Annotated in this window: 18 protein-coding genes; 6 read left to right on the top strand and 12 right to left on the bottom strand. The window is 72.4% G+C overall.

The genetic code is table 11. The features are described 5' to 3' along the window. From ACFYZQ_RS06190 to ACFYZQ_RS06180, 3 genes are all read right to left on the bottom strand, one after another. On the bottom strand, positions 1–1,758 hold the full coding sequence (locus ACFYZQ_RS06190) for a glycoside hydrolase family 15 protein (protein WP_389142189.1): 1,758 nt from the start codon (positions 1,756–1,758) through the stop codon (positions 1–3). A gap of 13 nt (positions 1,759–1,771) precedes the next feature. Further along, positions 1,772–2,881, bottom strand: a complete 1,110-nt coding sequence (locus ACFYZQ_RS06185) for an enolase C-terminal domain-like protein (protein WP_389142187.1) — start codon at positions 2,879–2,881, stop codon at positions 1,772–1,774. 65 nt (positions 2,882–2,946) lie between these two features. Next, entirely contained in the window at positions 2,947–5,991 is a 3,045-nt protein-coding gene (locus ACFYZQ_RS06180; protein ID WP_389142185.1) for an FAD-binding and (Fe-S)-binding domain-containing protein, read from the bottom strand. 268 nt (positions 5,992–6,259) lie between these two features. Here ACFYZQ_RS06180 and ACFYZQ_RS06175 point away from each other — a divergent pair, with 268 nt between their 5' ends. Then, entirely contained in the window at positions 6,260–8,224 is a 1,965-nt protein-coding gene (locus ACFYZQ_RS06175) for a glycosyltransferase family 2 protein (RefSeq protein WP_389142183.1), read from the top strand. Between the two features lie 4 nt (positions 8,225–8,228). Beyond that, positions 8,229–8,840, top strand: a complete 612-nt coding sequence (gene rfbC, locus ACFYZQ_RS06170; protein WP_389142181.1) for a dTDP-4-dehydrorhamnose 3,5-epimerase — start codon at positions 8,229–8,231, stop codon at positions 8,838–8,840. Here rfbC and ACFYZQ_RS06165 read toward each other — a convergent pair. The 6 genes from ACFYZQ_RS06165 to ACFYZQ_RS06140 form a co-directional block, all read right to left on the bottom strand. Continuing rightward, complete coding sequence (locus tag ACFYZQ_RS06165; RefSeq protein WP_389142179.1) at positions 8,830–9,633, bottom strand: class I SAM-dependent methyltransferase; 804 nt, start codon at positions 9,631–9,633, stop codon at positions 8,830–8,832. The two genes, rfbC and ACFYZQ_RS06165, sit on opposite strands and share 11 nt — an antisense overlap. Beyond that, a complete protein-coding gene (rfbD, locus tag ACFYZQ_RS06160) occupies positions 9,630–10,511 on the bottom strand; it encodes a dTDP-4-dehydrorhamnose reductase (RefSeq protein ID WP_389142177.1) in 882 nt (293 codons plus the stop codon). The genes ACFYZQ_RS06165 and rfbD overlap by 4 nt, the downstream gene beginning before the upstream one ends. Further along, positions 10,511–11,488 (bottom strand): dTDP-glucose 4,6-dehydratase, encoded by a 978-nt coding sequence (rfbB, locus tag ACFYZQ_RS06155; protein WP_389142175.1) that lies wholly within the window; start codon positions 11,486–11,488, stop codon positions 10,511–10,513. Before rfbB ends, rfbD begins: the two co-directional genes overlap by 1 nt. Beyond that, on the bottom strand, positions 11,485–12,552 hold the full coding sequence (locus ACFYZQ_RS06150; RefSeq protein WP_389142173.1) for a glucose-1-phosphate thymidylyltransferase: 1,068 nt from the start codon (positions 12,550–12,552) through the stop codon (positions 11,485–11,487). The genes rfbB and ACFYZQ_RS06150 overlap by 4 nt, the downstream gene beginning before the upstream one ends. A 154-nt stretch (positions 12,553–12,706) precedes the next feature. Continuing rightward, positions 12,707–12,883, bottom strand: coding sequence for a hypothetical protein (locus ACFYZQ_RS06145; RefSeq protein WP_389142171.1), 177 nt, complete (start codon positions 12,881–12,883; stop codon positions 12,707–12,709). A 64-nt stretch (positions 12,884–12,947) separates the two neighbouring features. Further along, entirely contained in the window at positions 12,948–13,316 is a 369-nt protein-coding gene (locus ACFYZQ_RS06140) for a DUF6479 family protein (RefSeq protein ID WP_389142169.1), read from the bottom strand. A 99-nt stretch (positions 13,317–13,415) separates the two neighbouring features. Between ACFYZQ_RS06140 and ctaD the strand changes: the two genes are divergently transcribed. Together ctaD and ACFYZQ_RS06130 are read left to right on the top strand one after the other, a co-directional pair. Continuing rightward, a complete protein-coding gene (gene ctaD, locus ACFYZQ_RS06135) occupies positions 13,416–15,098 on the top strand; it encodes a cytochrome c oxidase subunit I (protein ID WP_389142167.1) in 1,683 nt (560 codons plus the stop codon). Next, positions 15,095–15,478 (top strand): cytochrome c oxidase subunit 4, encoded by a 384-nt coding sequence (locus tag ACFYZQ_RS06130; protein ID WP_389142165.1) that lies wholly within the window; start codon positions 15,095–15,097, stop codon positions 15,476–15,478. The genes ctaD and ACFYZQ_RS06130 overlap by 4 nt, the downstream gene beginning before the upstream one ends. Here the strand turns inward: ACFYZQ_RS06130 and ACFYZQ_RS06125 are convergent. From ACFYZQ_RS06125 to ACFYZQ_RS06115, 3 genes are all read right to left on the bottom strand, one after another. After that, positions 15,414–16,916: a cytochrome bc complex cytochrome b subunit gene (locus ACFYZQ_RS06125; RefSeq protein ID WP_389143198.1), complete on the bottom strand. Its 1,503-nt coding sequence runs from the start codon at positions 16,914–16,916 to the stop codon at positions 15,414–15,416. The two genes, ACFYZQ_RS06130 and ACFYZQ_RS06125, sit on opposite strands and share 65 nt — an antisense overlap. Positions 16,917–16,924: 8 nt before the next feature. Continuing rightward, on the bottom strand, positions 16,925–17,200 hold the full coding sequence (locus ACFYZQ_RS06120; protein WP_389142163.1) for a hypothetical protein: 276 nt from the start codon (positions 17,198–17,200) through the stop codon (positions 16,925–16,927). 102 nt (positions 17,201–17,302) lie between these two features. After that, a complete protein-coding gene (locus ACFYZQ_RS06115) occupies positions 17,303–19,756 on the bottom strand; it encodes a SpoIIE family protein phosphatase (RefSeq protein ID WP_389142161.1) in 2,454 nt (817 codons plus the stop codon). 194 nt (positions 19,757–19,950) lie between these two features. On the opposite strand from ACFYZQ_RS06115, the gene lanKC reads away from it, so the two are divergent. Beyond that, positions 19,951–22,563 (top strand): class III lanthionine synthetase LanKC, encoded by a 2,613-nt coding sequence (gene lanKC / locus ACFYZQ_RS06110; protein WP_389142159.1) that lies wholly within the window; start codon positions 19,951–19,953, stop codon positions 22,561–22,563. Between the two features lie 77 nt (positions 22,564–22,640). Then, entirely contained in the window at positions 22,641–22,757 is a 117-nt protein-coding gene (locus ACFYZQ_RS06105; RefSeq protein WP_388793707.1) for a SapB/AmfS family lanthipeptide, read from the top strand. Positions 22,758–22,767 lie beyond the last annotated feature (10 nt).

The following is a 22,767-nucleotide window of genomic DNA, read 5'->3' as shown; positions in this document are numbered from 1 at the left end:
TCAGCTCCTTCCGGGGTGAAAGTGGTCGCGGCCCAGCCGGGCCGCCGTCTCCAGCAGTACGGCGTGCACGAAGGCCTGCGGGAGGTTGCCGCGCAGCTGCCGCTGGGCGACGTCGTACTCCTCGGCGTACAGTCCCGAGGCGCCGCAGGCGCCCCGGTTGCGTTCGAACCAGCGGTGCGCGGAGACGGTCCGCCCCTGCTGGTGTTCGGCCATCGCCATGACGAATCCGCAGAGCAGGAAGGCGCCCTCGGCGTCCGCGAGGGGCCGGTCGTCGTGGCGGAAGCGGTACAGGAAGTGGTCCTCTGCCAGTGCACGGCGGCAGGCGTCGAGCGTGGCGCGGGTGCGCGGGTCGTCGGGGGGCAGGGCGCCGCGTACCGGGGGCAGCAGCAGGGCGGCGTCCACGGCGGGGTCGTCGGGGCTGCGCTGCCAGTACCCGTCGGCGTGCACGGAGGTGGCCGTGATGGCGGCGAGCAGGGTGTCGGCGAGCCGGGTGCAGGTGTCCGCGCGGGGGTGGCGCGGATCGGCGGCGGCCATGGCGCGCAGTCCGGCGACGCAGACCAGGCGGCTGTGGGTCCACTGCCGGGGGGACAGCTCCCAGATCCCGGCGTCGGGCTCCCGCCACCGGTCGGCGATGGCGCGTACGGCGATGCCGACGGCCTCGGCCGCGGTGGCGTCGAGCCGGTCGTGCCGGGCCGCCGCGGCGAACAGCAGCAGCGCCTCGCCGAAGCAGTCGAGCTGGAACTGGTGCTCCACCCGGTTGCCGACCCGGTCGAAGCCGCCCGGGTAGCCGGGCAGGTCGAGGTCGCGCTGGCCGGGGACGGGCTCGCCGCGCACGGTGTAGGCCGGGGTGAGGCGGGGCCCGTCGGAGCACAGTCGCTGGGCGACGAAGCGTACGGCGTCGTCGAGGAGATCGGGCACCCCGGCGGCGGCCGCGGCCTGGCCCGCGTAGCTCTGGTCGCGGATCCACACGTACCGGTAGTCGTAGTTGCGGCCCTCCTCGGCGCGTTCCGGGAGGCTGGTGGTGGCCGCCGCGACCATGCCGCCACCGGAGGTGGTCAGACCGCGCAGCACGGCGCACGCGAGCCGGGCGTCGCCCGGGGCGATGGTGTCCTCGAGCCGGGGTACCGCCCGCCGCCAGGCCTGCTCGGTCGCCGCCCAGACCTGCTCGGCGTGCGGCGGGGTGTGCGGGAGCGGGGAGGTGGAGCACTCGAGGACCAGGTCGTGGCTCTCCCCGGGCTTGAGGACCAGCTCGGCGGTCAGCCCGTGCTCACCGAGGGTCGCGGAGGGGGCGCCCTGCCAGCGCAGCCGGTGGGCACCGGTGGCCAGGTGCCACACGCCGGCGTCGTCGCGGTGGGCCGAGTCGAGCGGAGCGCGGCCGTAGTCGGCGTGCGGGTCGAGGACGACATCGAGGTGCGCGGGGCCGTCGACGGCCTGTACCCGGCGCAGCAGGACCACGCGGTTCGCCTCGCCGGGGAAGGCGAGCGCCTCGCGGCACTCGACGACGCCCTCGGTGGTGACCCAGCGGCTGCGCCGGATCAGGCTGCCGTTCTCGTAGTAGCCGCCCGGGACGTGGGGGGCGCGCGGGGTGACGGCGTAGCCGCCCCGGCCGCCGATGAGGGAGGCGAGCACGGCATCGTCGTGCCAGCCCGGCGCGCACAGCCAGACGACGCCGCCGTCGGGGCCGATCAGCGCGCCGCGTTCGCCGTCGGCGAGCAGGGCGTAGTCGTGCAGGGCGTGCGGTGCGAAGTGGTTGTTCATGGGGTCTCCTCGCTCAGCGCACGCGGTAGGGCCGGGCGCGTTCGGCGGCGAGGGTCAGTCCCAGTCCGGGCGTTCCGTCGGCGCCGGGGACGACGCTGCCGCCCGTCGGGTCGAGGACCCCGTCGAAGAGGATCCGTTCGATGCGCACATGGTCGTGGAACCACTCCAGATGGCGCAGGTTGGGCACCGCGGCGGCGACCTGGGCGTGGGCGTGCGGAGCGCAGTGCCCGGAGATGTCCAGGCCGCGGGCATGGGCGAGGGCCGCGGCCCGCAGCCAGACGGTGATCCCGCCGCAGCGGGTGACGTCGGCCTGGAGGCAGTCCACCGCGCCGGCGGCGAGCATGTGCTCGAAGTACGGGAGCGTGTAGCCGTACTCCCCCGCGGCCACGTCCATGCGGGCGTGGGCGCGGATCGACGCGAGGCTGGTGAGGTGGTCGGAGGAGACCGGTTCCTCGAACCAGGTCACGCCCTGGTCGGCGAGGGCCTCGGCGATCCGCAGGGCCTGCTTCGCGCTGTAGCCGCCGTTGGCGTCCACGTACAGGGCCGTGGCGTCGCCGACGCTCTCGCGGGCCCGGCGGACCCGGTCCAGGTCGCGGTCCTCGCGGGTGCCCCAGGACTCCCCGATCTTGATCTTGACGCGGGGGATGCCCTGCTCCTCGGCCCAGCCGCGCAGCTGCCGGTCCTGCCGCTGGTCGTCGTAGGTGGTGAAGCCGCCGCTGCCGTACACGGGCACGTCGTCGCGGGCGGCGCCCAACAGGTCGACGAGGGGCAGGCCGAGCAGGTGGGCCTTGAGGTCCCACAGCGCGATGTCGACGGCGGCGATCGCCTGTGCGGCCACGCCGGGCCCGCCCGCGTTGCGCACCGCGCGGTGCATCTCCTCGTTCAGGCGGGGCACGTCGAACGCCGGGGAGCCGGTGACGACACCGGCGAGCAGGTCGTCCACGAGGTCCGCGGTGGCGGCGGGAGCGTAGGTGTAGCCGAGGCCGCTCGCGTCAGCGGCGCGGACGGTGACCAGGACGAGCGTGGTGCTGTCCCAGGCGAGGGTGCCGTCGGCCTCGGGCGCGTCGGTGGGCACGGTGTAGACGGAGGTGTCCACCAGCTCGACGACCGGCTGATCCGTCATGTCTCCTCCCAGGCGTGGGCCCGCGTACGGGCGCGTTCGGTGGTGCGGTGGTGCTGCCGGGGTCGTCAGGTGCGGCGCCGCAGCCGCAGGGCGGTGCCGGCGGCGGCCGCGCCCGTCAGGGCGGCGACCGAGGCGGTGGTCGCCCAGCGTGCGGTGCGCGAGGGCTCCGGCGGGCGCTGGGCGAGGCGTTCGGGCCGGTCGCTCGGCAGGTTGCCGTCCATCGCCAGGGCCAGCACCTCGGCGAGGTGCAGGGCCCGGCGGCCGGTGTCGCCCTGCTCGATCTGGGTGCGGCAGCTGAAGCCGTCGGCGAGCAGCAGGCTGTCGGGCGCCGCCTCGCGGACGGCGGGCAGGACGCCCTGTTCGGCGACGGCCATGGAGACCTCGTGGTGGCCTCGTTCGAAGCCGAAGTTGCCTGCCAGGCCGCAGCAGCCCTCGTCGAGCACGTCGGCGTCGAGGTGGGCGCGCCGCATCAGCTCCCGGTCGGCGTCGAACTTCATGATGGCGTGCTGGTGGCAGTGGGTCTGCACGGTCGCCTGCCGGGCGAGCCGGGGCGGCCGCCAGTCGTCGGGCGCGTGGTGGACGAGCTGCTCGGCGAAGGTGCGCACCTGTCCGGCGAGCCGGCACACGTCGTGGTCAGCGGGCATCAGCTCGGGCGCGTCGGAGCGGAACACGGCGGTGCAGGACGGTTCCAGGCCGATGACCGGGGTGCCCGCCTCCAGGTAGGGGCGCAGGGCGTCGAGGGTGCGGCGCAGCACCTTCTTGGCGACGGTGAGCTGCCCGGTGGAGATCCAGGTCAGGCCGCAGCACACCGGCTTGTCGGGTACGGCGACGTGGAAGCCTGCGTCCTCGAGGACCCGTACGGCCGAGATCGCGATGGAGGGGTGGAAGTAGGTGCTGAAGGTGTCGGGCCACAGCACCACGGTGCGCGGGTCGGCCGGGTCGGGCTGCTCGGTGCCGCGTTCCCGCCACCACTGGACGAAGGACTGTCCGGCGAAGACCGGCGCGGGCCGGGCCGCGTCCACGCCCGCCAGCCGCTTGCCCAGCCGGGCGAGGCCCGGCGCGTGCAGCGCGCTGTTGACGAGCGAGGGGGCGATCCGGGAGAGGCGGGCCCACAGTGGGAGCCAGCCCATGGCGTAGTGGGCGGCGGGGCGTACCCGGCCCTCGTAGTGGTGGGCGAGGAACTCCGCCTTGAGTGTCGCCATGTCGACCCCGGTGGGGCAGTCCGACTTGCAGCCCTTGCAGGCCAAGCACAGGTCGAGGGCGTCGTGGACCTCGGTGGAGCGCCAGCCGTCCTTGACAGTGGAGTCGGCGTGTCCGTTCAGCATCTCGAACAGCAGCCGGGCCCGGCCGCGGGTGGAGTGCTCCTCCTCCCGGGTGGCCCGGTACGAGGGGCACATCACTCCTCCGGAGTGGCCGCGGCAGTTGCCGATGCCGACACAGCGCATGACCGCGCGGGTGAAGGAGTGGTCGTCCTCCGGGTAGCCGAAATGCGTCTCGGGGGTGGCCGGGCGCCAGGAGGGTCCCAGGCGCAACTGCCCGTCGACGGGGTTGGGGCGGACGATCTTGCCGGGGTTCATCCGGTCGCGGGGGTCGAACAGGGCTTTCAGCTCGCCGAACGCGGTCACCAGCCGCTCGCCGAACATCCGGGTGAGCAGTTCGCCCCGGGACTGGCCGTCGCCGTGCTCGCCGGACAGGGAGCCGCCGTAGGAGGCCACGAGGTCGGCGGCGCGCTCCAGGAACCGGCGGAAGTCCCGTACGCCCTCGGCGGTCTTCAGGCCGAAGGGGATGCGGGTGTGCACACAGCCCTGTCCGAAGTGCCCGTACAGGGAGGGGTGGTCGTAGTCGAACTCCTCGAACAGTTTCTTCAGGTCGCGCAGGTAGTCGCCGAGCCGTTCGGGCGGTACGGCCGAGTCCTCCCAGCCCTCCCAGGTCTCGCGGTCGTCCGGGGGCCGCGCGGTGACGCCGAGCCCGGCCTCGCGGGCCTTCAGCATCTTCTCCTCGCGGTCGGGGTTGTCGGAGAAGGCGACGTTGTTGTCCTTCTCGTCGCGGCCGATGGCCCGCAGGAGTGCGTGTGCCTGTTCGTCGACGTCGTCCTGGCTGTCGCCGCTGTACTGCACCATCAGCCAGCTGTCGCCCTCGGGAAGGATGGCGAGGGAGTCGAGGTAGGCGCCCTCCTCGCGCATGAGCTGCGCCATCCGCCCGTCCAGCGCCTCCAGCTGGCTGGGCGAGCAGTGCTCCAGCAGGCGCGCCACGTCGTCGCCGGCGGCGCAGATGTCGTCGTAGCCGAGCACCAGCAGCGACTTGTACGGCGGGACCGGCACCAGGTCCAGTTCGGCGCGCAGCACGGTCACCAGGGTGCCCTCGCTGCCCACCAGGGCCCGGGCGACGTCGAAGCCGTTCTCGGGCAGCAGGGAGTCGAGGTTGTAGCCGGAGACCCGGCGGGGGATCTTGGGGTAGCCGCGGCGGATGTCGGCCAGGTATTCGCCGGCGATGCGGTCCAGTCCGGCGTAGATCTCGGCGAGCCGTCCGCCCTCGGCGGCGATCCGCTCGCGTTCGGCGGCGGACGTCGGTCCCACCCAGGCGCGGACGCCGTCGTAGGTGAGGATCTCCAGGCGGCGCACGTTGTCGACGGTCTTGCCGTACGCCTGGGCGGAGGCGCCGCAGGAGTTGTTGCCGATCATCCCGCCGAGCGCGCAGTGGCTGTGCGTGGACGGCTTCGGCCCGAACTGAAGCTTGTGGTCGGCCAGTTGCCGGTTGAGTTCGTCCAGGACGATGCCGGGTTCGACCACGCAGGTACGTGCCTCGGGGTCCACCGAGACCAGCGCGTTGCAGTACTTGCTCCAGTCGATCACCACGGCTGTGTTGGTGGACTGCCCGGCCAGACTGGTGCCACCGCCGCGGGAGAGCACCGGGGCGTCGAACCTGGCACAGAGCTCCACCGCCCGCGCCCCCGCCTCGACCGTGCGGGGGACGACCACTCCGATGGGGACCTGCCGGTAGTTCGAGCCGTCCGTGACGTAGGCACCGCGGCTGCCGGCGTCGAAGCGGACCTCGCCGTCCACCTCGGCGCGCAGTGCCGCCTCCAATCCGGTCACGTCCGGAGGGGTCATCTGCTCACATCCTCGAGTCTCGCCCGATGGCCTTCGCCCGGTCACGGACGTGCGAGTACCCAGGGATCGCCGGGTGCAACTGACCTCCCTCGGCGGCGGTCACGAGGACGGCCGGCCCCTGCCCGGGCCGAGCCGGCTCCTTACCCATATCGAGCCGATCCCTTACCGAGACCGAACAGACTTCCGCACGAGTGGCCGGGTTAGCATTCGGCCACGCGCACGTGCCGCCCAGGCGACGGGTGGCGATCGAAGGGGGCTCGAAAGCCGGATGCCGGTCAAGGTCAGCGTCATCGTCCCCGTGTACAACCCCGGGCCCTACATCGAGGACTGCGTCGCCTCGATGCTGCGGCAGTCACTGCCTCCCGACGAGTTCGAGGTGATCTTCGTCGACGACGGCTCCACCGACGGGACACCCGCTCACCTGGACACACTCGCCGCCGAGCACCCGCACATCCAGGTGATCCACCAGGCGAACTCCGGCTGGTCGGGCAAGCCCCGCAACGTCGGCATCGAGGCCTCCAGGGGCGAGTTCGTGATGTTCGTCGACAACGACGACTACCTCGGCGACGAAGCTCTCGAGCGGATGTACGAGTACGGGGTGGCGAACAAGGCCGACGTGATCGTCGGAAAGATGGCCGGAAAGGGCCGACCGGTCCCGGTGGAGCTGTTCCGCCGCAACCACCCGCACGCCACCGTGGAGAACGCCCCGCTGATCGACAGCCTCACCCCGCACAAGATGGTCCGCCGCGCGTTCCTGGACCGCACCGGCCTGCGCTTCCCGGAGGGCCGGCGGCGCCTGGAGGACCACGTCTTCGTCACGGAGGCGTATCTGCGGGCGGACAACGTCTCGGTCCTCAGCGACTACGTCTGCTACTACCACGTCAAGCGGGAGGACGCGTCCAACGCCGGCTTCCAGCGGTTCGAGCCGGTCGGCTACTTCAAGAACCTCCGCGAGGCCCTGGACGTCGTGGAGCGCTACACCGAGCCCGGCCCGCTGCGCGACCGGCTGCTGCGCCGCTGGCTGCGCGTGGAGATCGTCGAGCGGATGAGCGGCCGCCGCCTGCTGAACAAGCCGGACGACTACCGGCGGGAACTGTTCCGGGAGATGCGCGAGGTCGTCCTGGAGCGCTTCGGCCCCGGTGTCGCGAGCGGGCTGCGCCCGGGGCAGCGGATCGTCGCGGCGCTCATCCGCGAGGACCGCTACGACGACCTGGTCGCCTACGCCGAATGGGAGAGCGGCGTCACGCCGAAGGCGGTGCCCACCGGGGTGGAATGGCGGGACGGGAGACTGCGGGTCGTCTTCACCGCCGAGTACCACCGGGACGGCCGGGCACTGACCTTCGCCGCCGACCAGGCCGCCGCCCCCGCCGACGCCGCGCCCCGGGACCTCGACGAGGCGGCCGCCTGGCTCGGCGGGGCCGCCGTGGACGGCTTCGGCAGGGCTACCGCCCATCTGATCCTGCGTGACCGCGCCAGCGCCGCCTCCTTCTTCCAGAAGGTGGACCTCACCCGCGAGCGCGTTCCGGCCGAGGACGGCCGTGTCCGGCTGGTGCTGCACGGCACGGCCACCGTCGACCCCGCCGACGCGGCGGGCGGCGCCCCGCTGCACACCGGCCTGTGGGACGCGTACGTGCGGGTCGGCCTCGGCGGCTGGACCAAGGACTGCCGACTGGGCCCGGCCCCGCGGCGTGACCGCCCGGCTGCGCCCGCGGGGCTCGTCGCCGGGCGTGTGGTGCTGCCGTACTGGACCAAGCAGTACGAGAACTTCTCCCTGGACGTCGACCGGGCGACCAGGGCACTCGGGCTCGGCGGACTTACCCCCGAGGACGCCGCGGTCTCCGGCGACGGGCTGCTCACCCTCGCGCTGCCGCTGTACGTCGCCGACCGCACCGACGTGGTGCTGCGCTGGGTGGGCACCGCCTCCGGCGGCCCCCTCGGGGAGACCGGGACGCTGACCCCCGCCGAGGGCGACGGCGCCCTGCTGCGGACCGTGCTGCCCCTGTCCGCGATGCGGGGAGCGGTGTGGCGGCCGGAGCTGTGTCCGGCGCCGGAGGCGGCGACGCCGCGGTTCCTCGCCCTGCCGCTGGCCCTGCACGTCAGCCGTACCGGCGGCGTCCGGCCGGCGAGCCCGCCCGTGCCCGGCCCGGTACGGCGGCTGGCGCGCACGGTGCGGCGGATGGCGGGCGCGGCCCGGCGCAGGATCGGTTCCACCAGCGACACACGAAAGGCGTGACGGCGTGCGCGCATTGGAGACAGCAGGCGCCTGGGTCCTGGAACCCAAGGTGTTCCCCGACTCCCGGGGCAGCTTCCACGAGTGGTACCGCGGAGCGGAGTTCCGCGAGGCCACCGGATACGACCTCAGCGTCGCCCAGGCCAACTGCTCGGTGTCGCGGCGGGGCGTACTGCGCGGGATCCACTTCGCCGACGTGCCGCCCGGCCAGGCCAAGTACCTCACCTGCGTACGGGGCGCCGTCCTGGACGTGATCGTGGACATCCGCGTCGGCTCGCCCACCTTCGGCAAGTGGGAGGCCGTACGCCTGGACGACGACACCCGCAACGCCGTGTTCCTCGCGGAGGGGCTGGGGCACGCGTTCATGGCGCTCACCGACGACGCCACGGTGGTCTACCTGTGCTCGACCGGGTACGCACCCGAGCGTGAGCACGGGGTGCACCCGCTCGACCCCGCGCTGGGCATCGCCTGGCCCGAGGGCATCGAGCCGCTGCTGTCCGAGAAGGACGCGGCGTCCCCCTCACTGGCCGAGGCGGAGCGGTCCGGACTGCTTCCCACCTATGCGGACTGCTCCGCCCACGACGAGTGGCTTCGGGCCGGGGGACGGCTCAGGGGCTGACGCCGAGCTGCTGCACCGCACGGCGCAGGGGCTCCCAGCCGCGGGACCGCTTGGTGCCGCGGTCGCGGGCCGCCACGAGCGGCTTCCAGAAGCCGGCGTCGATCAGCGTCCGGGGCTTCACGGCCGTCGTCCGCTCCAGGATCTGCTCGGGCACCTTCTGCGGATCCGGGACCTCGAACTCCGCGATGATCTCGTCGTACTTGTCCTTGAGTACCGTGTTGTCCGGGTCGGCGCCGAAGACGACCAGCTGCCCGGTGGGCGCGGTGTCCACCAGGACCGTCACCAGGTCGGGGCGGTGTCGGTTCAGGATCTCGACGAGCTTGTAGACGTCACCGGTCCAGGCGTCGGTGTGCCGGTCGCGGGCCGCCTCGTCGACGTTGCGCGGCAGCATGTCGTCGAAGACGATCACACTGGCCCAGTCCGAGTGCTTCTCGATGTTGATGAAGTCGCGCAGCGCGTATTCGAACAGGTGCATGCCGTCGATGAACGACAGGTCCAGGGTGGTGCGCCGCCAGTAGCCGAACGGGCTGCGGTTGCGGGCCAGGTTCCGCAGCGGGTGGCGGCCGCCCCTGAGGTGCGCGAGGGGGTTGTCACGGGCGAAGAAGTCGTCGCTGGTCGCCTTCGCCAGGTGGACGTCACAGCGGATCTCCGTGACCACCTTGAACGCCGGGTCGATCGCGATGCTCGGCACCCGGGACAGCGTCAGGCTGCGGCCGTCGTTGACGCCGATCTCCAGGTAGTTGCGGTTCGCGGTGACCTTGTGGAGTTCCCGCAGGAACTCGTGCCGTTTCACTGAGCGATCTCCTTGCGGATGTGGGGCAGTGCTTCGTGCAGGGCGGACCGCCAGTGCCGCAGCGGTTCCAGGCCCGCCTCCCGCCACCGGTCGTGCCCCAGGGCGCTGTAGGCGGGGCGGGGGGCGGGGCGGGTGAAGGCCCGGCTGTCGGTGGGCCGCACCCGGTCCGGGTCGGCGCCGGCGAGCCGGAACACCTCCCGGGCGAGTTCGTACCAGCTGGCCTCACCCGAACCGGTGGCGTGGAAGATACCGTGTGCGGCCGCGTCCCGGGAGGGCCGCGCACCCAGGTCCGCGATCCGGGCGGCGACGTCCGCGCTCCAGGTCGGCTGCCCGCGCTGGTCGTCGACGACGTCGAGGGTGTCCCGGCGGCCTTCCAGTTCCAGCATCGTGCGCACGAAGCTGCGGCCGTGGACGCCGTACAGCCAGGCGGTGCGCACCACGACGGCGGCGTCCGGGAGCTCCTCGAGCACCGCCCGCTCCCCCGCCAGCTTGGTCCGGCCGTAGGCGATGCGCGGTGCCGGGGGGTGGTCCTCCGCGTAGGGGGTGACGCGGGCCTCGCCGGAGAAGACGTAGTCGGTGGAGACCTGGATGAGGCGGGCGCCGTGTCCGGCGCAGGCGCGGGCGAGCAGCCTCGGTCCGTCGCCGTTGACGGCGAGCGCCCGGGCCTCGTCGGTCTCGGCGTCGTCGACGGCCGTGTAGGCGGCACAGTTGACGACGATGCCGGGCCGGTGCTCCTCGAAGGCCCGGCGGACGGCGTCGGCGTCGGTGATGTCGAGGGCCGCGCGGTCCAGGCCCGCCACGTCCTCACCGCGCCGCAGGAGTTCCTCGACGGTGTCGCGGCCGAGCATCCCGCCCGCGCCGGTGACCAGCCACCTCATCAGACCCCCTGACGGGTGCGCTGCTTGAGCGGTTCCCACCAGGCCCGGTTGTCCCGGTACCAGGCGACGGTGTCGGCGAGGCCGGTCGCGAAGTCGCGGCGCGGCCGGTAGCCCAGCTCGTCGCGGGCCTTGCTCCAGTCCACGGAGTAGCGCAGGTCGTGCCCCTTGCGGTCGGCGACGTACGCCACCCGGTCCCAGTCCGCCCCGCAGGCCTGAAGGAGCAGCCCGGTGAGTTCCTTGTTGCTCAGCTCCGTGCCGCCGCCGATGTTGTACACCTCGCCGGGGCGGCCCTTGGTGCGTACGAGTTCCACGCCGTGGCAGTGGTCGTCGACGTGCAGCCAGTCGCGGACGTTGCGCCCGTCGCCGTAGAGCGGGACCTGCCGGCCGTCGAGGAGGTTGGTGACGAACAGCGGGATGACCTTCTCGGGGAACTGGTGCGGGCCGTAGTTGTTGGAGCACCGGGTGACCCGCACGTCCAGGCCGTGGGTGCGGTGGTGGGCCAGGGCCATCAGGTCGGAGGAGGCCTTGGAGGCGGAGTACGGGGAGTTCGGGGCGAGCGGGTGGGTCTCGGGCCAGGAGCCGGTGTCGATGGAGCCGTAGACCTCGTCGGTGGAGATGTGCACGAACGGGCCGACACCGTGGCGCAGCGCCGCGTCCAGCAGTGTCTGGGTGCCGACCACGTTGGTGAGCACGAACTCGCCCGCCCCCGTGATCGAGCGGTCCACGTGGGACTCGGCGGCGAAGTGCACGACCTGGTCCGCTTCGGCCATGAGCTTGTCGACCAGGCCGGCGTCGCATATGTCGCCGTGGACGAACTCGAGGCGGGGATGGCCGGCGGGCAGGTTGGCGAGCGTGCCCGCGTAGGTGAGCTTGTCCAGCACGGTGATGCGCGGCGCGTCGGGCACGTCGTCGGCGAGGAGGGTGCGGACGTAACGGGAGCCGATGAACCCGGCGCCGCCGGTGACGAGGAGATTCATGAACGGATCTGCACCTTGCTGTGGTCTCCGAGGACGAGGCGGTGGGCACTGGGCACGTCGGGCGCCGGGGTCACCTCGACGTGCCGGCCGATCAGCGAGGACTCGATCCTGCCCACCCCGTCGATGGAGGAGTCCCGCAGCACTATGGAGAACTCGAGCTCGCTGTCCGTGATCCGGCAGTTCTCCGCTATCGAGGTGAACGGTCCCACGTAGGAGTCGCCGACGAGGGTTCCGGCGCCGATGACGGCGGGGCCCACGATCCGTGAGTTGACGATCCGCGCGCCCTCCTCGACGACGACCCGTCCGACGGTCTCGGACGCCTCGTCCACCTCGCCGTCGATGCGCCGGTCCACGCCCTCCAGGACCATGCGGTTGACCTCGAGCATGTCGCCGACGTTGCCGGTGTCCTTCCAGTAGCCCCTGATGACCGTGGAGCGGACGTCGGCGCGGGCGTCGATGAGGTGCTGGATGGCGTGGGTGATCTCCAGTTCGCCCCGCCAGGACGGCTTGACGGCCCGCACCGCCTCGTGGATCACCGGGGTGAACAGGTAGACCCCGACCAGCGCCAGGTCGCTCTTGGGATGCTCGGGCTTCTCCTCCAGGGCGATCACCTGGCCCGAGGGGTCCAGCTCGGCGACGCCGAAGGAGCGGGGGTCGGGGACGCGGGTGAGCAGGATCTGCGCGTCGGGGCGGCTGGCGCGGAAACCCTCGACCAGGTCGCGGATGCCGCCGACGATGAAGTTGTCCCCGAGGTACATCACGAAGTCGTCGTCGCCGAGGAAGTCCCGTGCGATCAGCACCGCGTGGGCCAGGCCCAGGGGACGCTCCTGGGGTATGTAGGTGACTTTCAGGCCGAACCTGGAGCCGTCGCCGACCGCTTCCTCGATCTCGGCGGCCGTGTCCCCGACGATCATGCCCACCTCGGTGATCCCGGCGGCGGCGATCGATTCCAGCCCGTAGAAGAGCACCGGTTTGTTGGCCACGGGGACCAGCTGTTTGGCGGAGGTGTGGGTGATCGGCCGCAGCCGGGTACCGGCACCGCCGGAGAGCACCAGAGCCTTCATCTGCCACACCTTAACGGCCATGGTCGAGATCCGGCCTTTGTTGGTTCCGCCGGTTTGTTAAGACCATGCGGCTCTGGTGTGCGGCTTCGGTGAGACCGGAGTGGACCGGTCTACTGATTTCGGCCGGGGTCGGTCCTCCCGTTCTCCGCCGGGGTCAGTCCTCCCCGCGGACGATGTTGCCGTCCTGGCCCTGGGGCGCCTCCCGTGGGCCGCCGCGCTCGACGATGGCCGGCAGGCAGGTACGCAGCCCTTTTCCCCACCGTCGGCGGGCCTTCGCCCAGCCCGTCTCGGCTATGCCGGCGACGGGCTTCTCACTGCTGTGCACGGTCACGACTTCTCACTTCTTCCTTGCTGTCTCTTACCGGACCGCCTCTTACCGGCTTCTTGCCGCCTTTTCACGTGCGGCCGCCGCCACCACCGCCGAACGACCCGCTCGAACCGGGCTCCCAGCGCGGGCGCCGCTGATCGTCGGCCCGCTTGGTCCCGGTGGGGTTGAGCTGGTGCGGGGTGAGCCGCTCGCTCTCGTCGGCCGCCTGGGGCACGTCGTCCCACGAGCGTGCCTGGCGCTCCTCCTGGACCGGCCCGGACACCGGGCGCGTGGGCTGTTCTTCCGGCCGGGGCGGGGCCGGCTCGCGCCGGCGCACCTTGAAGCCCAGGCGGAAGGCCCAGATCAGCCCGGCGACGAGGGCGACGCCCACGACCAGGATGGCGATGTACCCGAAGGCGGAGCCGGCTCCTGCGGCCTCGCTGATGGCAGTGTCCATGAACGCCGGGTACCCGTGCACGCGCGGCGAATGCCTGGCCTCGATGGTTACGGCGTGGCGCGGGCGGGCCGCTCCCCCGCCCGGGTAGCTTCGTGGACGATGTCGGAACTATCGGAGATTCCGGACGGCGGCGACGTCCTCGAGCGGTACACCCGCACAGCACCCCGCCCCGGCCGGGCACTGGTGCGCTGGGCCACCACCACCGACCACAAGGTCATCGGCCGGCTGTACATGGTCACGGCGTTCTGCTTCTTCCTCCTGGCCGGACTGCTGGCGCTCGCGATGCGCGCCGAGCTCGCCCGTCCGGGCCTGCAGTTCCTGAGCAAGCAGGGCTACGACCAGTTCGTCACGATCCACGGCACGATCATGATGCTGCTGTTCGCGACGCCGATGTTCGCGGGGTTCGCCAACGCCGTCATGCCGCTGCAGATCGGCGCCCCGGACCTGGCCTTCCCGCGCCTGAACGCGCTGTCGTACTGGATGTACCTGTTCGGCGGCCTGATCGTGGTGGCGGGCTTCCTGGTGCCCGGCGGCCCGGCCGCCTTCGGCTGGTTCGCCTACGCGCCACTGAACAGCGCGTACTTCTCCCCCGGGGCGGGCGGCGACCTGTGGGCGATGGGGCTGGTGGTGTCGGGTGTGTCGACGACCCTGACCGCGGTGAACTTCATCGCCACGATCACCTGTCTGCGCGCCCCCGGTATGACGATGTTCCGGATGCCGATCTTCACCTGGAACGTGCTGTTCACCTCGATCCTGGTGCTGCCCGCCTTCCCGGTGCTGACCGCGACGCTGCTGGCCCTGGAGGCCGACCGCAAGTTCGGGGCGCATGTGTTCGACGCGGCGAACGGTGGCGCGCTGCTGTGGCAGCACCTGTTCTGGTTCTTCGGGCATCCGGAGGTCTACATCGTCGCGTTGCCGTTCTTCGGGATCGTCACGGAGATCCTGCCGGTCTTCTCCCGCAAACCGCTCTTCGGCTACCTGCCGCTGATCGGCGCGACCATCGGGATCACCATGCTGTCCGCGGTGGTGTGGGCGCACCACATGTTCGCCACCGGCGCGGTGCTGCTGCCGTTCTTCTCGATCATGTCCTTCCTGATCGCGGTGCCCACGGGGATCAAGTTCTTCGCCTGGATCGGGACCATCCGGTACGGCTCGCTGTCGTTCGAGACACCGATGCTGTGGTCGATGGGCTTCATGGTGTCGTTCCTGCTCGGCGGGCTCAGCGGGGTGCTGATCGCCTCGCCGCCGCTGGACTTCCACCTCACCGACTCGTACTTCATCGTGGCGCACCTGCACTACGTACTGTTCGGCACGGTGGTGTTCGCGATGTTCGCGGGCTTCTACTTCTGGTGGCCCAAGATCACGGGCAAGATGCTCGACGAACGGCTCGGGAAGATCCACTTCTGGCTGCTCTTCCCGGGGTTCCAGCTGACGTTTCTCGTCCAGCACTGGCTGGGCGAGTCCGGCATGCCGCGCCGCTACGCGGACTACCTGCCCAGCGACGGGTTCACGCTGCTCAACAGCATCTCGACGGCCGGGGCCTTCCTGCTCGGCGTGTCCACGCTGCCGTTCCTCTACAACGTCTGGCGCACCGCCACCCGGGCTCCGGCCGTCACGGAGGACGACCCCTGGGGGTACGGGCGGGGTCTGGAGTGGGCGACGTCCTGCCCGCCGCCGCGGCACAACTTCGTGGCCCTGCCCCGTATCCGCTCGGAGGCTCCCGCCTTCGACCTGCACCATCCCGCGATCGTCAGGCGTGCGGAGGAGGAGGGGCTGCGATGAAGGCCGAGGCGTTCCTGTTCGGCGGTGTCGCGCTGTTCTTCGCGGGGACCGCCGCGCTCTACGGGGCGTGGTCGGGCGAACCGGCCGGTACCGCGGCCCTGGTCATCGCCTTCGGGATGGGGGGCGTGGTCGCGTTCTTCTGTGCGGTGCAGTACCGGCGCCGCGGGGTGCGGGCCCAGGACCGCAGGGACGCCGAGGTCGCCGACGGCGCCGGGCCGGTGGCGTTCTTCCCGGACGAGAGCCCCTGGCCGGTGGTCACGGCACTGGGCTTCGCCCTGGCGGCCACCGGCGTGGTGTTCGGGCTGTGGCTGTTCCTCATCGGTTGCGGCGTGCTGGCGCGCGGGGTGTTCGGGATGGTCTTCCAGTACGCGGATCGGTGAGGGGCCGCCGGGGGGCGCCCGGCGGGAAGGTGTCGACGGGGTGGTGGGCGCTGTCGTAGCCGCCGGTGACGTCCTGGTGCACCTCGCCGGTGGGCTCGCCCTCGTCCAGGCGGTGCCGCTCGGCCTCCACCAGGGCCAGGCACACCCATCGGGTCAGGAGGAACGCGGCCACCGGGGCCACCACCAGCGCGACGCGCAGCACCCAGGTCAGGGTGTTCAGCGAGATCCGGAAGGTCTGGGCGACGATGTCGTTGCCGCCCGCCAGCAGCAGCACGCCGTAGAAGACGGTCCCGGCGACGCCCAGGCCGGTGCGTACGGGGCGCTCACGTGGCCGGTCGCACAGGTGCCGCTCCTGGTGCCACTCCCCCGTCACGCGCTGCTCCACGAAGGGGTAGGCGTACAGCACGAGGAACAGCAGGGCGGGCAGCACGACCGCGGGCAGCAGCACGTTCCACATGAAGGTGTGCCCGGCGATGTTCGTCTCCCACGGCGGTGTCAGCCGCAGGGAGCCCTCCAGGAAGCCGACGTACCAGTCGGGCTGGGAGCCGGTGGAGACCAGGTCCGGCCGGTAGGGGCCGTAGTTCCACACGGGGTTGACCTGGGCGAGGCCGGCCAGCAGCACCAGGACGCCGGAGACGACGAGGGACAGGCCTGCGGAGGAGGCGGTGAACTGCGGTACGAGGGGTTTGCCGAGGACGTTGGCGTTGCTCCGGCCCGGTCCGCGCCACTGGGTGTGCTTGAGGTGGAAGACCAGGACCAGATGGACGGTGACCAGGGCGATCAGCGCGCCGGGCAGCAGCAGGATGTGCACCGGGTACAGCCGGGTGATGATGTCGTGGCCGGGATACTCGCCGCCGAAGACGAAGAAGCTGACGTAGGTGCCCACCACCGGCAGGGAGGCCATGATGCTCTGCGCGATGCGCAGCCCGGTGCCGGAGAGCAGGTCGTCGGGGAGCGAGTAGCCGGCGAAGCCCTCGGCGAGGGAGAGCACGAACAGGGTGAGCCCGATGACCCAGTTCAGCTCGCGGGGTCTGCGGAAGGCGCCGGTGAAGAAGATGCGCAGCATGTGCAGGCCGATCGCGGCGACGAACACCAGCGCGGCCCAGTGGTGGGTCTGCCGGATCAGCAGGCCGCCGCGCACGTCGAAGCTGATGCGCAGGGTGGAGTCGAAGGCCTCCGACATCAGCACCCCTCGCAGGGGCGGGTACGAGCCGGTGTAGACGACCTCGCGCATCTCCGGCCTGAAGAACAGGGTCAGCCAGATCCCGGTCAGCACCAGTACGAGGAGGCTGTAGAGCGCCAGCTCGCCGAGGAGGAAGGACCAGTGCTCGGGGAACGCCTTGCGCAGCAGCGACCCGGCCTCGAGGACCGGCAGGCGGGCGTCCGCGGCGTCGGCGAGCCGTTCACCACGGGACCTGCGGTCGGGCTCGGACGGCACGGGTGCCGTCACGTCTCTTCCGGTTCCTCGGCCGCCCGCTGCACCTCCGCCTCGATCTCGGCCCGCGCCCTTCCCGTCTCCTTCGCGTACTCGCCGAGCGCCGTCTGGACCTCGCGGGCCAGGTCGCGCCAGGCCCGCAGCGCCGTCTCGTAGGTCGACGACTGGGCGCCGGTCCACTGCCCCTGGGCCGGGGGGCCGTACGCGTCACGCAGTGCCATCGCCCTCGCGTGCGCCGCCGCGGCCGCGCGCTGCTTCTCCACGAGCTCATCGAAGGTGTGTGCCACGTCGGAAAACCTAGGCAAGGCGGCCGTGCGGACCCGGGCGACCTGCCGTACGCGGCTCGCACCCGCACCCGTGTGGCGGGTCGGCCGGGGTGCCGTGACCGGTCAGCCGTCGAGCGGGAGATCGGCCCAGACCTGCTTGCCGCCGCTGACCGGCAGCGTCCCCCATGCCGCCGACACGGCGTCCACGAGCAGGATGCCGCGGCCTCCGGTGGCCTCCCAGCCGATGCTGGTGGGCTTGACCGGTGTGCGCGGCGAGGCGTCCGTGACGGCGACGCGCAGCCGCCGACTGACGAAGGTGAGGTCCAGGCGTACCTGGCCGCCGGTGTGCACCAGGGCGTTGGTGACGAGCTCGGAGACGACCAGCAGCACGGCGTCGATGTCGTCGGCGGGCAGGTCCCAGCCGCGCAGGGTGCGCCGGGTGAAGCGGCGGGCGTGCCGGACGGCCTCCGGGACCCGCCACACCGTCCACCCCTCCCTGAGCGGGAGCACCGCCAGGCCGTCGTAACGCAGCAGTAGCAGTGCGACGTCGTCGCCGCGGTGGGCGCCCGCGAGCAGTGTGTCGGCGACGAGCCCGAGGTGGGCGGGGTCGGACGCGGACAGGTCGTGGGCGAGCCGGTCCAGCCCGGCGTCGAGATCCTCCTCGGAGGACTCCACCAGGCCGTCGGTGGTGAGCGCCAGCACGGTGCCGCGCTGCAGCCGGAGCGGGGTCATGGGGAACTCCGCCTGGGCGGCCACCCCGAGCGGCGGGCCCCCCTCCGTCTCCACGACGGTGGTCGTGCCGTCCGGATGGCGCAGCACCGGCGGCAGGTGCCCGGCCCGCACGCACCAGGCGGTGCCCTCCTCCATGTCCACGTCGACGTAGACGCAGGTGGCGAAGAGATCGGTCTCCATCTCCAGCAGCAGGCGGTTGGCGTGGGAGACGACCACGTCCGGCGGGTGCCCCTCGGCCGCGTAGGCGCGCAGGGCGGTGCGCATCTGGCCCATCAGGGCCGCGGCGCCCGCGTTGTGGCCCTGCACGTCGCCGATGACCAGGGCCACGTGGTTGTCGGGCAGCGGGATCACGTCGTACCAGTCGCCGCCGAGCTCGAGACCGGCTGTGGTGGGCAGGTAGCGGGCGACGGCGACCCCGCCGGTCAGCCTGGGCAGGCGGCGCGGCAGCAGGGCGCGCTGCAGCATGCCGACGAGTTCGTGTTCGGCGTCGAAGGCGTGGGCGCGCATCAGCGCCTGGCCGGCCAGGGTCGCCGCGGCGGTGAGCAGGGCACGCTCGTCGGGGCCGAAGTCGTGCGGGTGGTCCCAGCCGATCAGGCAGGCCCCCGCCATACGGCCTGAGGCGGGCAGCGGCAGCACGGCGAGGCCGCCGGGGCCGACCTCGGCGAGGGCGGGCTCCAGCTCGGCCCCGGCGGACCAGATCCGGGTGCGGCCATCGCGCAGGGCGGCGGCCAGGGTGGGCATCGCCCGTACCGGCGCGTCCGGCCACTCGGTGCGCCATTCCGAACGCCACAGCTCGGGCCAGACCTCCGGTTCGGGCGGGTCGAGCACGGTGACCACCAGACGGTCGTTCTCCAGCTCGGCCAGCGCGATCCGGTCGGCCTGCAGCGGTCTGCGCAGGGCGGCGACCACGGCCTGGCTGACGTCCTTTACGGTGCCTGCGGTGGCGAGCGCGGCGGCCAGGCGCTGGACCCGGGCCACGTCGGTGACGGCGGACCGCAGCGTGGAGGCGTCGGCGACGGTGCCGACCAGGCGTGCGGGCAGGCCCTCGCCGCCCGGGAGCAGCCGCCCGCGCAGCCTCAGCCACTTCGGCGGGCCGGACGGCTGCAGGATGCGGAACTCCAGCTCGCGGTCGCCGATGGACATGTGGCCGGCCTCGACGACCGACATCAGTGCGGGCAGGTCCTCCGGCACCGTCCGGCCGAGCAGGGTCTCCACCTTGCCGTCGAACTGTTCCCTGGTGATTCCGAACAGCTCCAGGATCCCCTCGCCGACCTCGATGCGGCCGGTGTCCATGGCCAGGCTGAAGGCGTCGGCGGGCAGTTCACCGGTGTCGGCGGCGCCCACCGGGGCGGGCCATGCGGCGGCGCGCGCGATGAGTTCGAGGCAGGCGCGGTCCTCGGTGCCGAACCCCCCGGGGCTCTCGGTGACGGCGAGCAGACAGCCGCCGCCGTCCATGGGCACCGGCAGGCAGGCAAGGGAGAAGTCCGTGGAGGGGCTGCGCCGGCCCTCCGGGGCGCCGGCGATCGCCTCGGGGCCCAGCCACACGGGCCGCCCGCCGCGGTGGGCCTCGGCCGCCGGGGACCGGCCGGCGGTGGGATAGCTGTCGCGCAGCCCGTACAGCGTGCGCGGCAGGCCCGCCGACTCGACGAGGAACAACGAGACGCCGTTCGCGGCCGGCGCGTACACCCCGGCGAACGCGGCGCCGGCGAAGACGAGGGCGTGTTCGAGGACGCGGCGCAGCCGGTCGGGCGAGCCGAGGTCGGCGGTGACCGCTTCGAGGGCAAGTTCGACACGCTCCGTTCTCGTTCTGTTCACCGCAGCGCCCTCACTGACCACGTTCGCCATTACAGCGCTTATGGGGTTCCCGCGCAGCCCCTGTGCCGGTCCGGGAAGCCCACGGCAGGGCTCGCTCGAAACGGGCCGAACATGTCTTTACCCGTGCGTTCCGCACGGCGATGTCGTGACAGCCGTGACTGTCCGCGTCCCCCTCGGGCCTGGGAAGGTCGTTGCGGGCCAAGGAGGGGAAGGCAGGGCAGGGCATGGACAAGCGGTACGAGGTGTACGCGCTCGCCGACCGGCACTTCTACGACACGCCCGACCGGCTGTCCGCGGCCGGTCCGGACACGGCGCCGCTGTACGACACGGCGCGGCGCGAGGTGCCGGAGGGCTGGCACGCGGGGCGGACGGGTGACTGGCTGATGCTGACGCCGCTCGACGCGGACGGCACGCCGGTGCCGTCGCCCGCGCAGGGCTGGAAGATCCACGCCTCGGCGACCCGGGACGACGCGGAGCGGATCGCGGCGACCGTGTGGGACTACTGCGTGCCGCGCCGCATCCCGTTCAAGTTCGTGCCGGCCCCGCACCTGCTGCACCTGCGCAACGCCAAGTACGCGGGCCGTGACACCAGCGGCAAGTTCGTCACCGTGTACCCGGACGGCGAGGAGCAGTTGCACCGGGTACTGCGCGAGCTGGGGGAACTGCTCGAGGGCTGCGAGGGACCGTACATCCTGACCGACCTGCGCTGGCACGACGGTCCGCTGTACGTCCGCTACGGTGCTTTCGCGCGGGCCTTCGTCGTCGACGAGCGGGGCTCGCTGGTCCCGGCGGTGCGCGACGGCGAGGGCAGGCTGGTGCCGGACAGCCGGGCACCGTCCTTCCAGGTGCCCGGGTGGGTGACGCTGCCGTCCTTCCTCGAGCCGCATCTGGCGGCCCGCAACACCACGACGGTCGGCGAACTGCCGTACCGGATCGAGAAGGCGCTGCACTTCTCCAACGGCGGCGGGGTGTACGCGGGCACCGACACCCGTGACGGGCGCCGAGTGGTGCTCAAGGAGGGGAGGCCGCGCGCGGGTCTCGCCGCCGACGGCGCGGACGCGGTGGCACGGTTGGAGCGGGAGAAGGCCGCCCTGGAACGGGTCGCGGGGACCGGTGTCACACCCGAGGTGCGGGACTGGTTCACCCTGGGCGACCACCGTTTCCTGGTGATGGACTTCCTCGAGGGCCGTCCACTCAACTCCTTCTTCGCCGAACGGCACCCGCTGCTGACCCCCGACCCCGATCCACGGGCGATCGCCGACTACACGGCGTGGGCGTTGCGCATCCACCGGGCGGTCGAGGAGGCCGTCGAGGCGGTGCACGACCGCGGGCTGGTCTTCAACGACCTGCACGTCTTCAACATCATGGTGGCGCCCGACGAGGAGTCGGTGTTCCTGATCGACTTCGAGGCCGCGGCCCCGGTCGAGGAGATGGGCCGCCAGATCGTCGCCCACCCCGGCTTCTTCGCGCCGCCCGACCGCCGGGGCAAGGACGTCGACCGCTACGCGCTGGCCTGCTTACGGCTGGCCCTGTTCCTGCCGGTGACCACGCTGTTCGTGGTCGACCGCGGCAAGGCCGCGCATCTGGCCCGGGTCGTCGCCGAGCAGTTCCCTCACGTGCCGCGGGCCTTCCTGGACGAGGCGGTGGCGGAGATCAGCCGTGATCCGGCCGGGCCGGCCCGCGCGGTGGAACCGATCCGGCCGGTGGTGCCGGGCGACTGGCCCTACAGCCGGGACTCGATGGTCAAGGCGATCCTCGCCTCGGCCACCCCGGAGCGCGAGGACCGGCTGTTCCCCGGTGACATCGCACAGTTCAACGACGGCGGCGGGCTCGGCCTCGCGCACGGCGCGGCCGGCGTGCTGTACGCGCTGGCCGAGGCCGACGCGGGCCGCTACGAGGAGGGCGAGCGCTGGCTGCTGGCCCGCACCGCACCACCGCCGGCCGGCACACCGCTCGGCCTGTACGACGGCCTCGCGGGCGTCGCCCACGTCCTCGACCGGCTGGGACACCGGCAGCGCGCCCTGGACCTGGTCGACGGGATCCTCCGGGAGAGATGGCAGCATCTCTCCTCCGACCTGCACGGCGGGCTGGCCGGCCTCGGCCTGGTCCTGGACGGCCTGGCGCGCACGACCGGCGAGCGGGAACTCGCCGAGCGCGCCGCCGAGGCCGCGGACCTCCTCGTCGACCGCCTCGCCGAACCGGTCCCGGACGGCGCCAAGCGACGGGCCGGGCTGCTGCGGGGTGCCACCGGTCCGGCGCTGTTCCTGCTGCGCCGGTACGAGGCGACCGGCGAGCCCCGGCTGCTGGCGGCCGCCGCCGAGGCGCTACGCCGTGACCTGGCGCGCTGCGTGCTGCAGGTCAAGACCGGCGGGCTGGAGGTGGACGAGGGCTGGCGGACTCTGCCCTACCTCGGTGACGGCAGCGCGGGCATCGGGCTGGTCCTCGACGACTTCCTGGCGCACGCCACCGGCGACACCGGGGAGTTCGAGGAGGCCCGGGCCGGCATCCTCGCCGCCGCCACCTCCCGCTTCTACGCGCAGCCCGGACTGTTCCAGGGCCGCGCCGGAATGATCCTGCACCTGGGCCGCACCACCGCGCCCGGCGCGACGCCGTCGCGGCTGGCCGACCAGATCACCGGGCTCGGCTGGTTCGCCATGGCCTACCAGGGCCAACTGGCCTTCCCCGGACACCAGATGATGCGGCTGTCCATGGACCTCGCCACCGGAACGGCCGGGTGCCTGCTCGCGCTCGCGGCGGCGCTCGACGGCGAGCACACCGCCCACCTGCCGTTCCTGCCGCCGCCACCGGCGGCCCCCACCACGCGGCTCCGCGACTGACGGAGTCGTGACACAACCCCCGTCCCCATCAAGGGGTTCAAGGGAACCGACGCACAACTGACCGAAAGGACATCACGATGGCACTCCTCGACCTGCAGACCATGGAGTCCGACGAGCACACGGGCGGCGGCGGCGCGAGCACGGCGAGCCTGCTCTCCTGCGTCTCGGCGACGAGCGTCCTGCTCTGTCTCTGACGAGCACCGG

Source organism: Streptomyces sp. NPDC001843, assembly GCF_042891955.1.
GTDB lineage: Bacteria > Actinomycetota > Actinomycetes > Streptomycetales > Streptomycetaceae > Streptomyces.
Note: the sequence above shows the minus strand (reverse complement) of the source record. Positions and strands in the feature narration are given on the sequence as shown.

Excerpts from the sequence above, each read along its gene's own strand:
- ACFYZQ_RS06190 (WP_389142189.1), bottom strand. The coding sequence starts at position 1,758 with ATGAACAACCACTTCGCACCGCACGCCCTGCACGACTACGCCCTGCTC.
- ACFYZQ_RS06185 (WP_389142187.1), bottom strand. The coding sequence starts at position 2,881 with ATGACGGATCAGCCGGTCGTCGAGCTGGTGGACACCTCCGTCTACACC.
- ACFYZQ_RS06180 (WP_389142185.1), bottom strand. The coding sequence starts at position 5,991 with ATGACCCCTCCGGACGTGACCGGATTGGAGGCGGCACTGCGCGCCGAG.
- ACFYZQ_RS06175 (WP_389142183.1), top strand. The coding sequence starts at position 6,260 with ATGCCGGTCAAGGTCAGCGTCATCGTCCCCGTGTACAACCCCGGGCCC.
- rfbD (WP_389142177.1), bottom strand. The coding sequence starts at position 10,511 with ATGAGGTGGCTGGTCACCGGCGCGGGCGGGATGCTCGGCCGCGACACC.
- rfbB (WP_389142175.1), bottom strand. The coding sequence starts at position 11,488 with ATGAATCTCCTCGTCACCGGCGGCGCCGGGTTCATCGGCTCCCGTTAC.
- ACFYZQ_RS06150 (WP_389142173.1), bottom strand. The coding sequence starts at position 12,552 with ATGAAGGCTCTGGTGCTCTCCGGCGGTGCCGGTACCCGGCTGCGGCCG.
- ACFYZQ_RS06140 (WP_389142169.1), bottom strand. The coding sequence starts at position 13,316 with ATGGACACTGCCATCAGCGAGGCCGCAGGAGCCGGCTCCGCCTTCGGG.
- ctaD (WP_389142167.1), top strand. The coding sequence starts at position 13,416 with ATGTCGGAACTATCGGAGATTCCGGACGGCGGCGACGTCCTCGAGCGG.
- ACFYZQ_RS06130 (WP_389142165.1), top strand. The coding sequence starts at position 15,095 with ATGAAGGCCGAGGCGTTCCTGTTCGGCGGTGTCGCGCTGTTCTTCGCG.
- ACFYZQ_RS06115 (WP_389142161.1), bottom strand. The coding sequence starts at position 19,756 with ATGGCGAACGTGGTCAGTGAGGGCGCTGCGGTGAACAGAACGAGAACG.
- lanKC (WP_389142159.1), top strand. The coding sequence starts at position 19,951 with ATGGACAAGCGGTACGAGGTGTACGCGCTCGCCGACCGGCACTTCTAC.
- ACFYZQ_RS06105 (WP_388793707.1), top strand. The coding sequence starts at position 22,641 with ATGGCACTCCTCGACCTGCAGACCATGGAGTCCGACGAGCACACGGGC.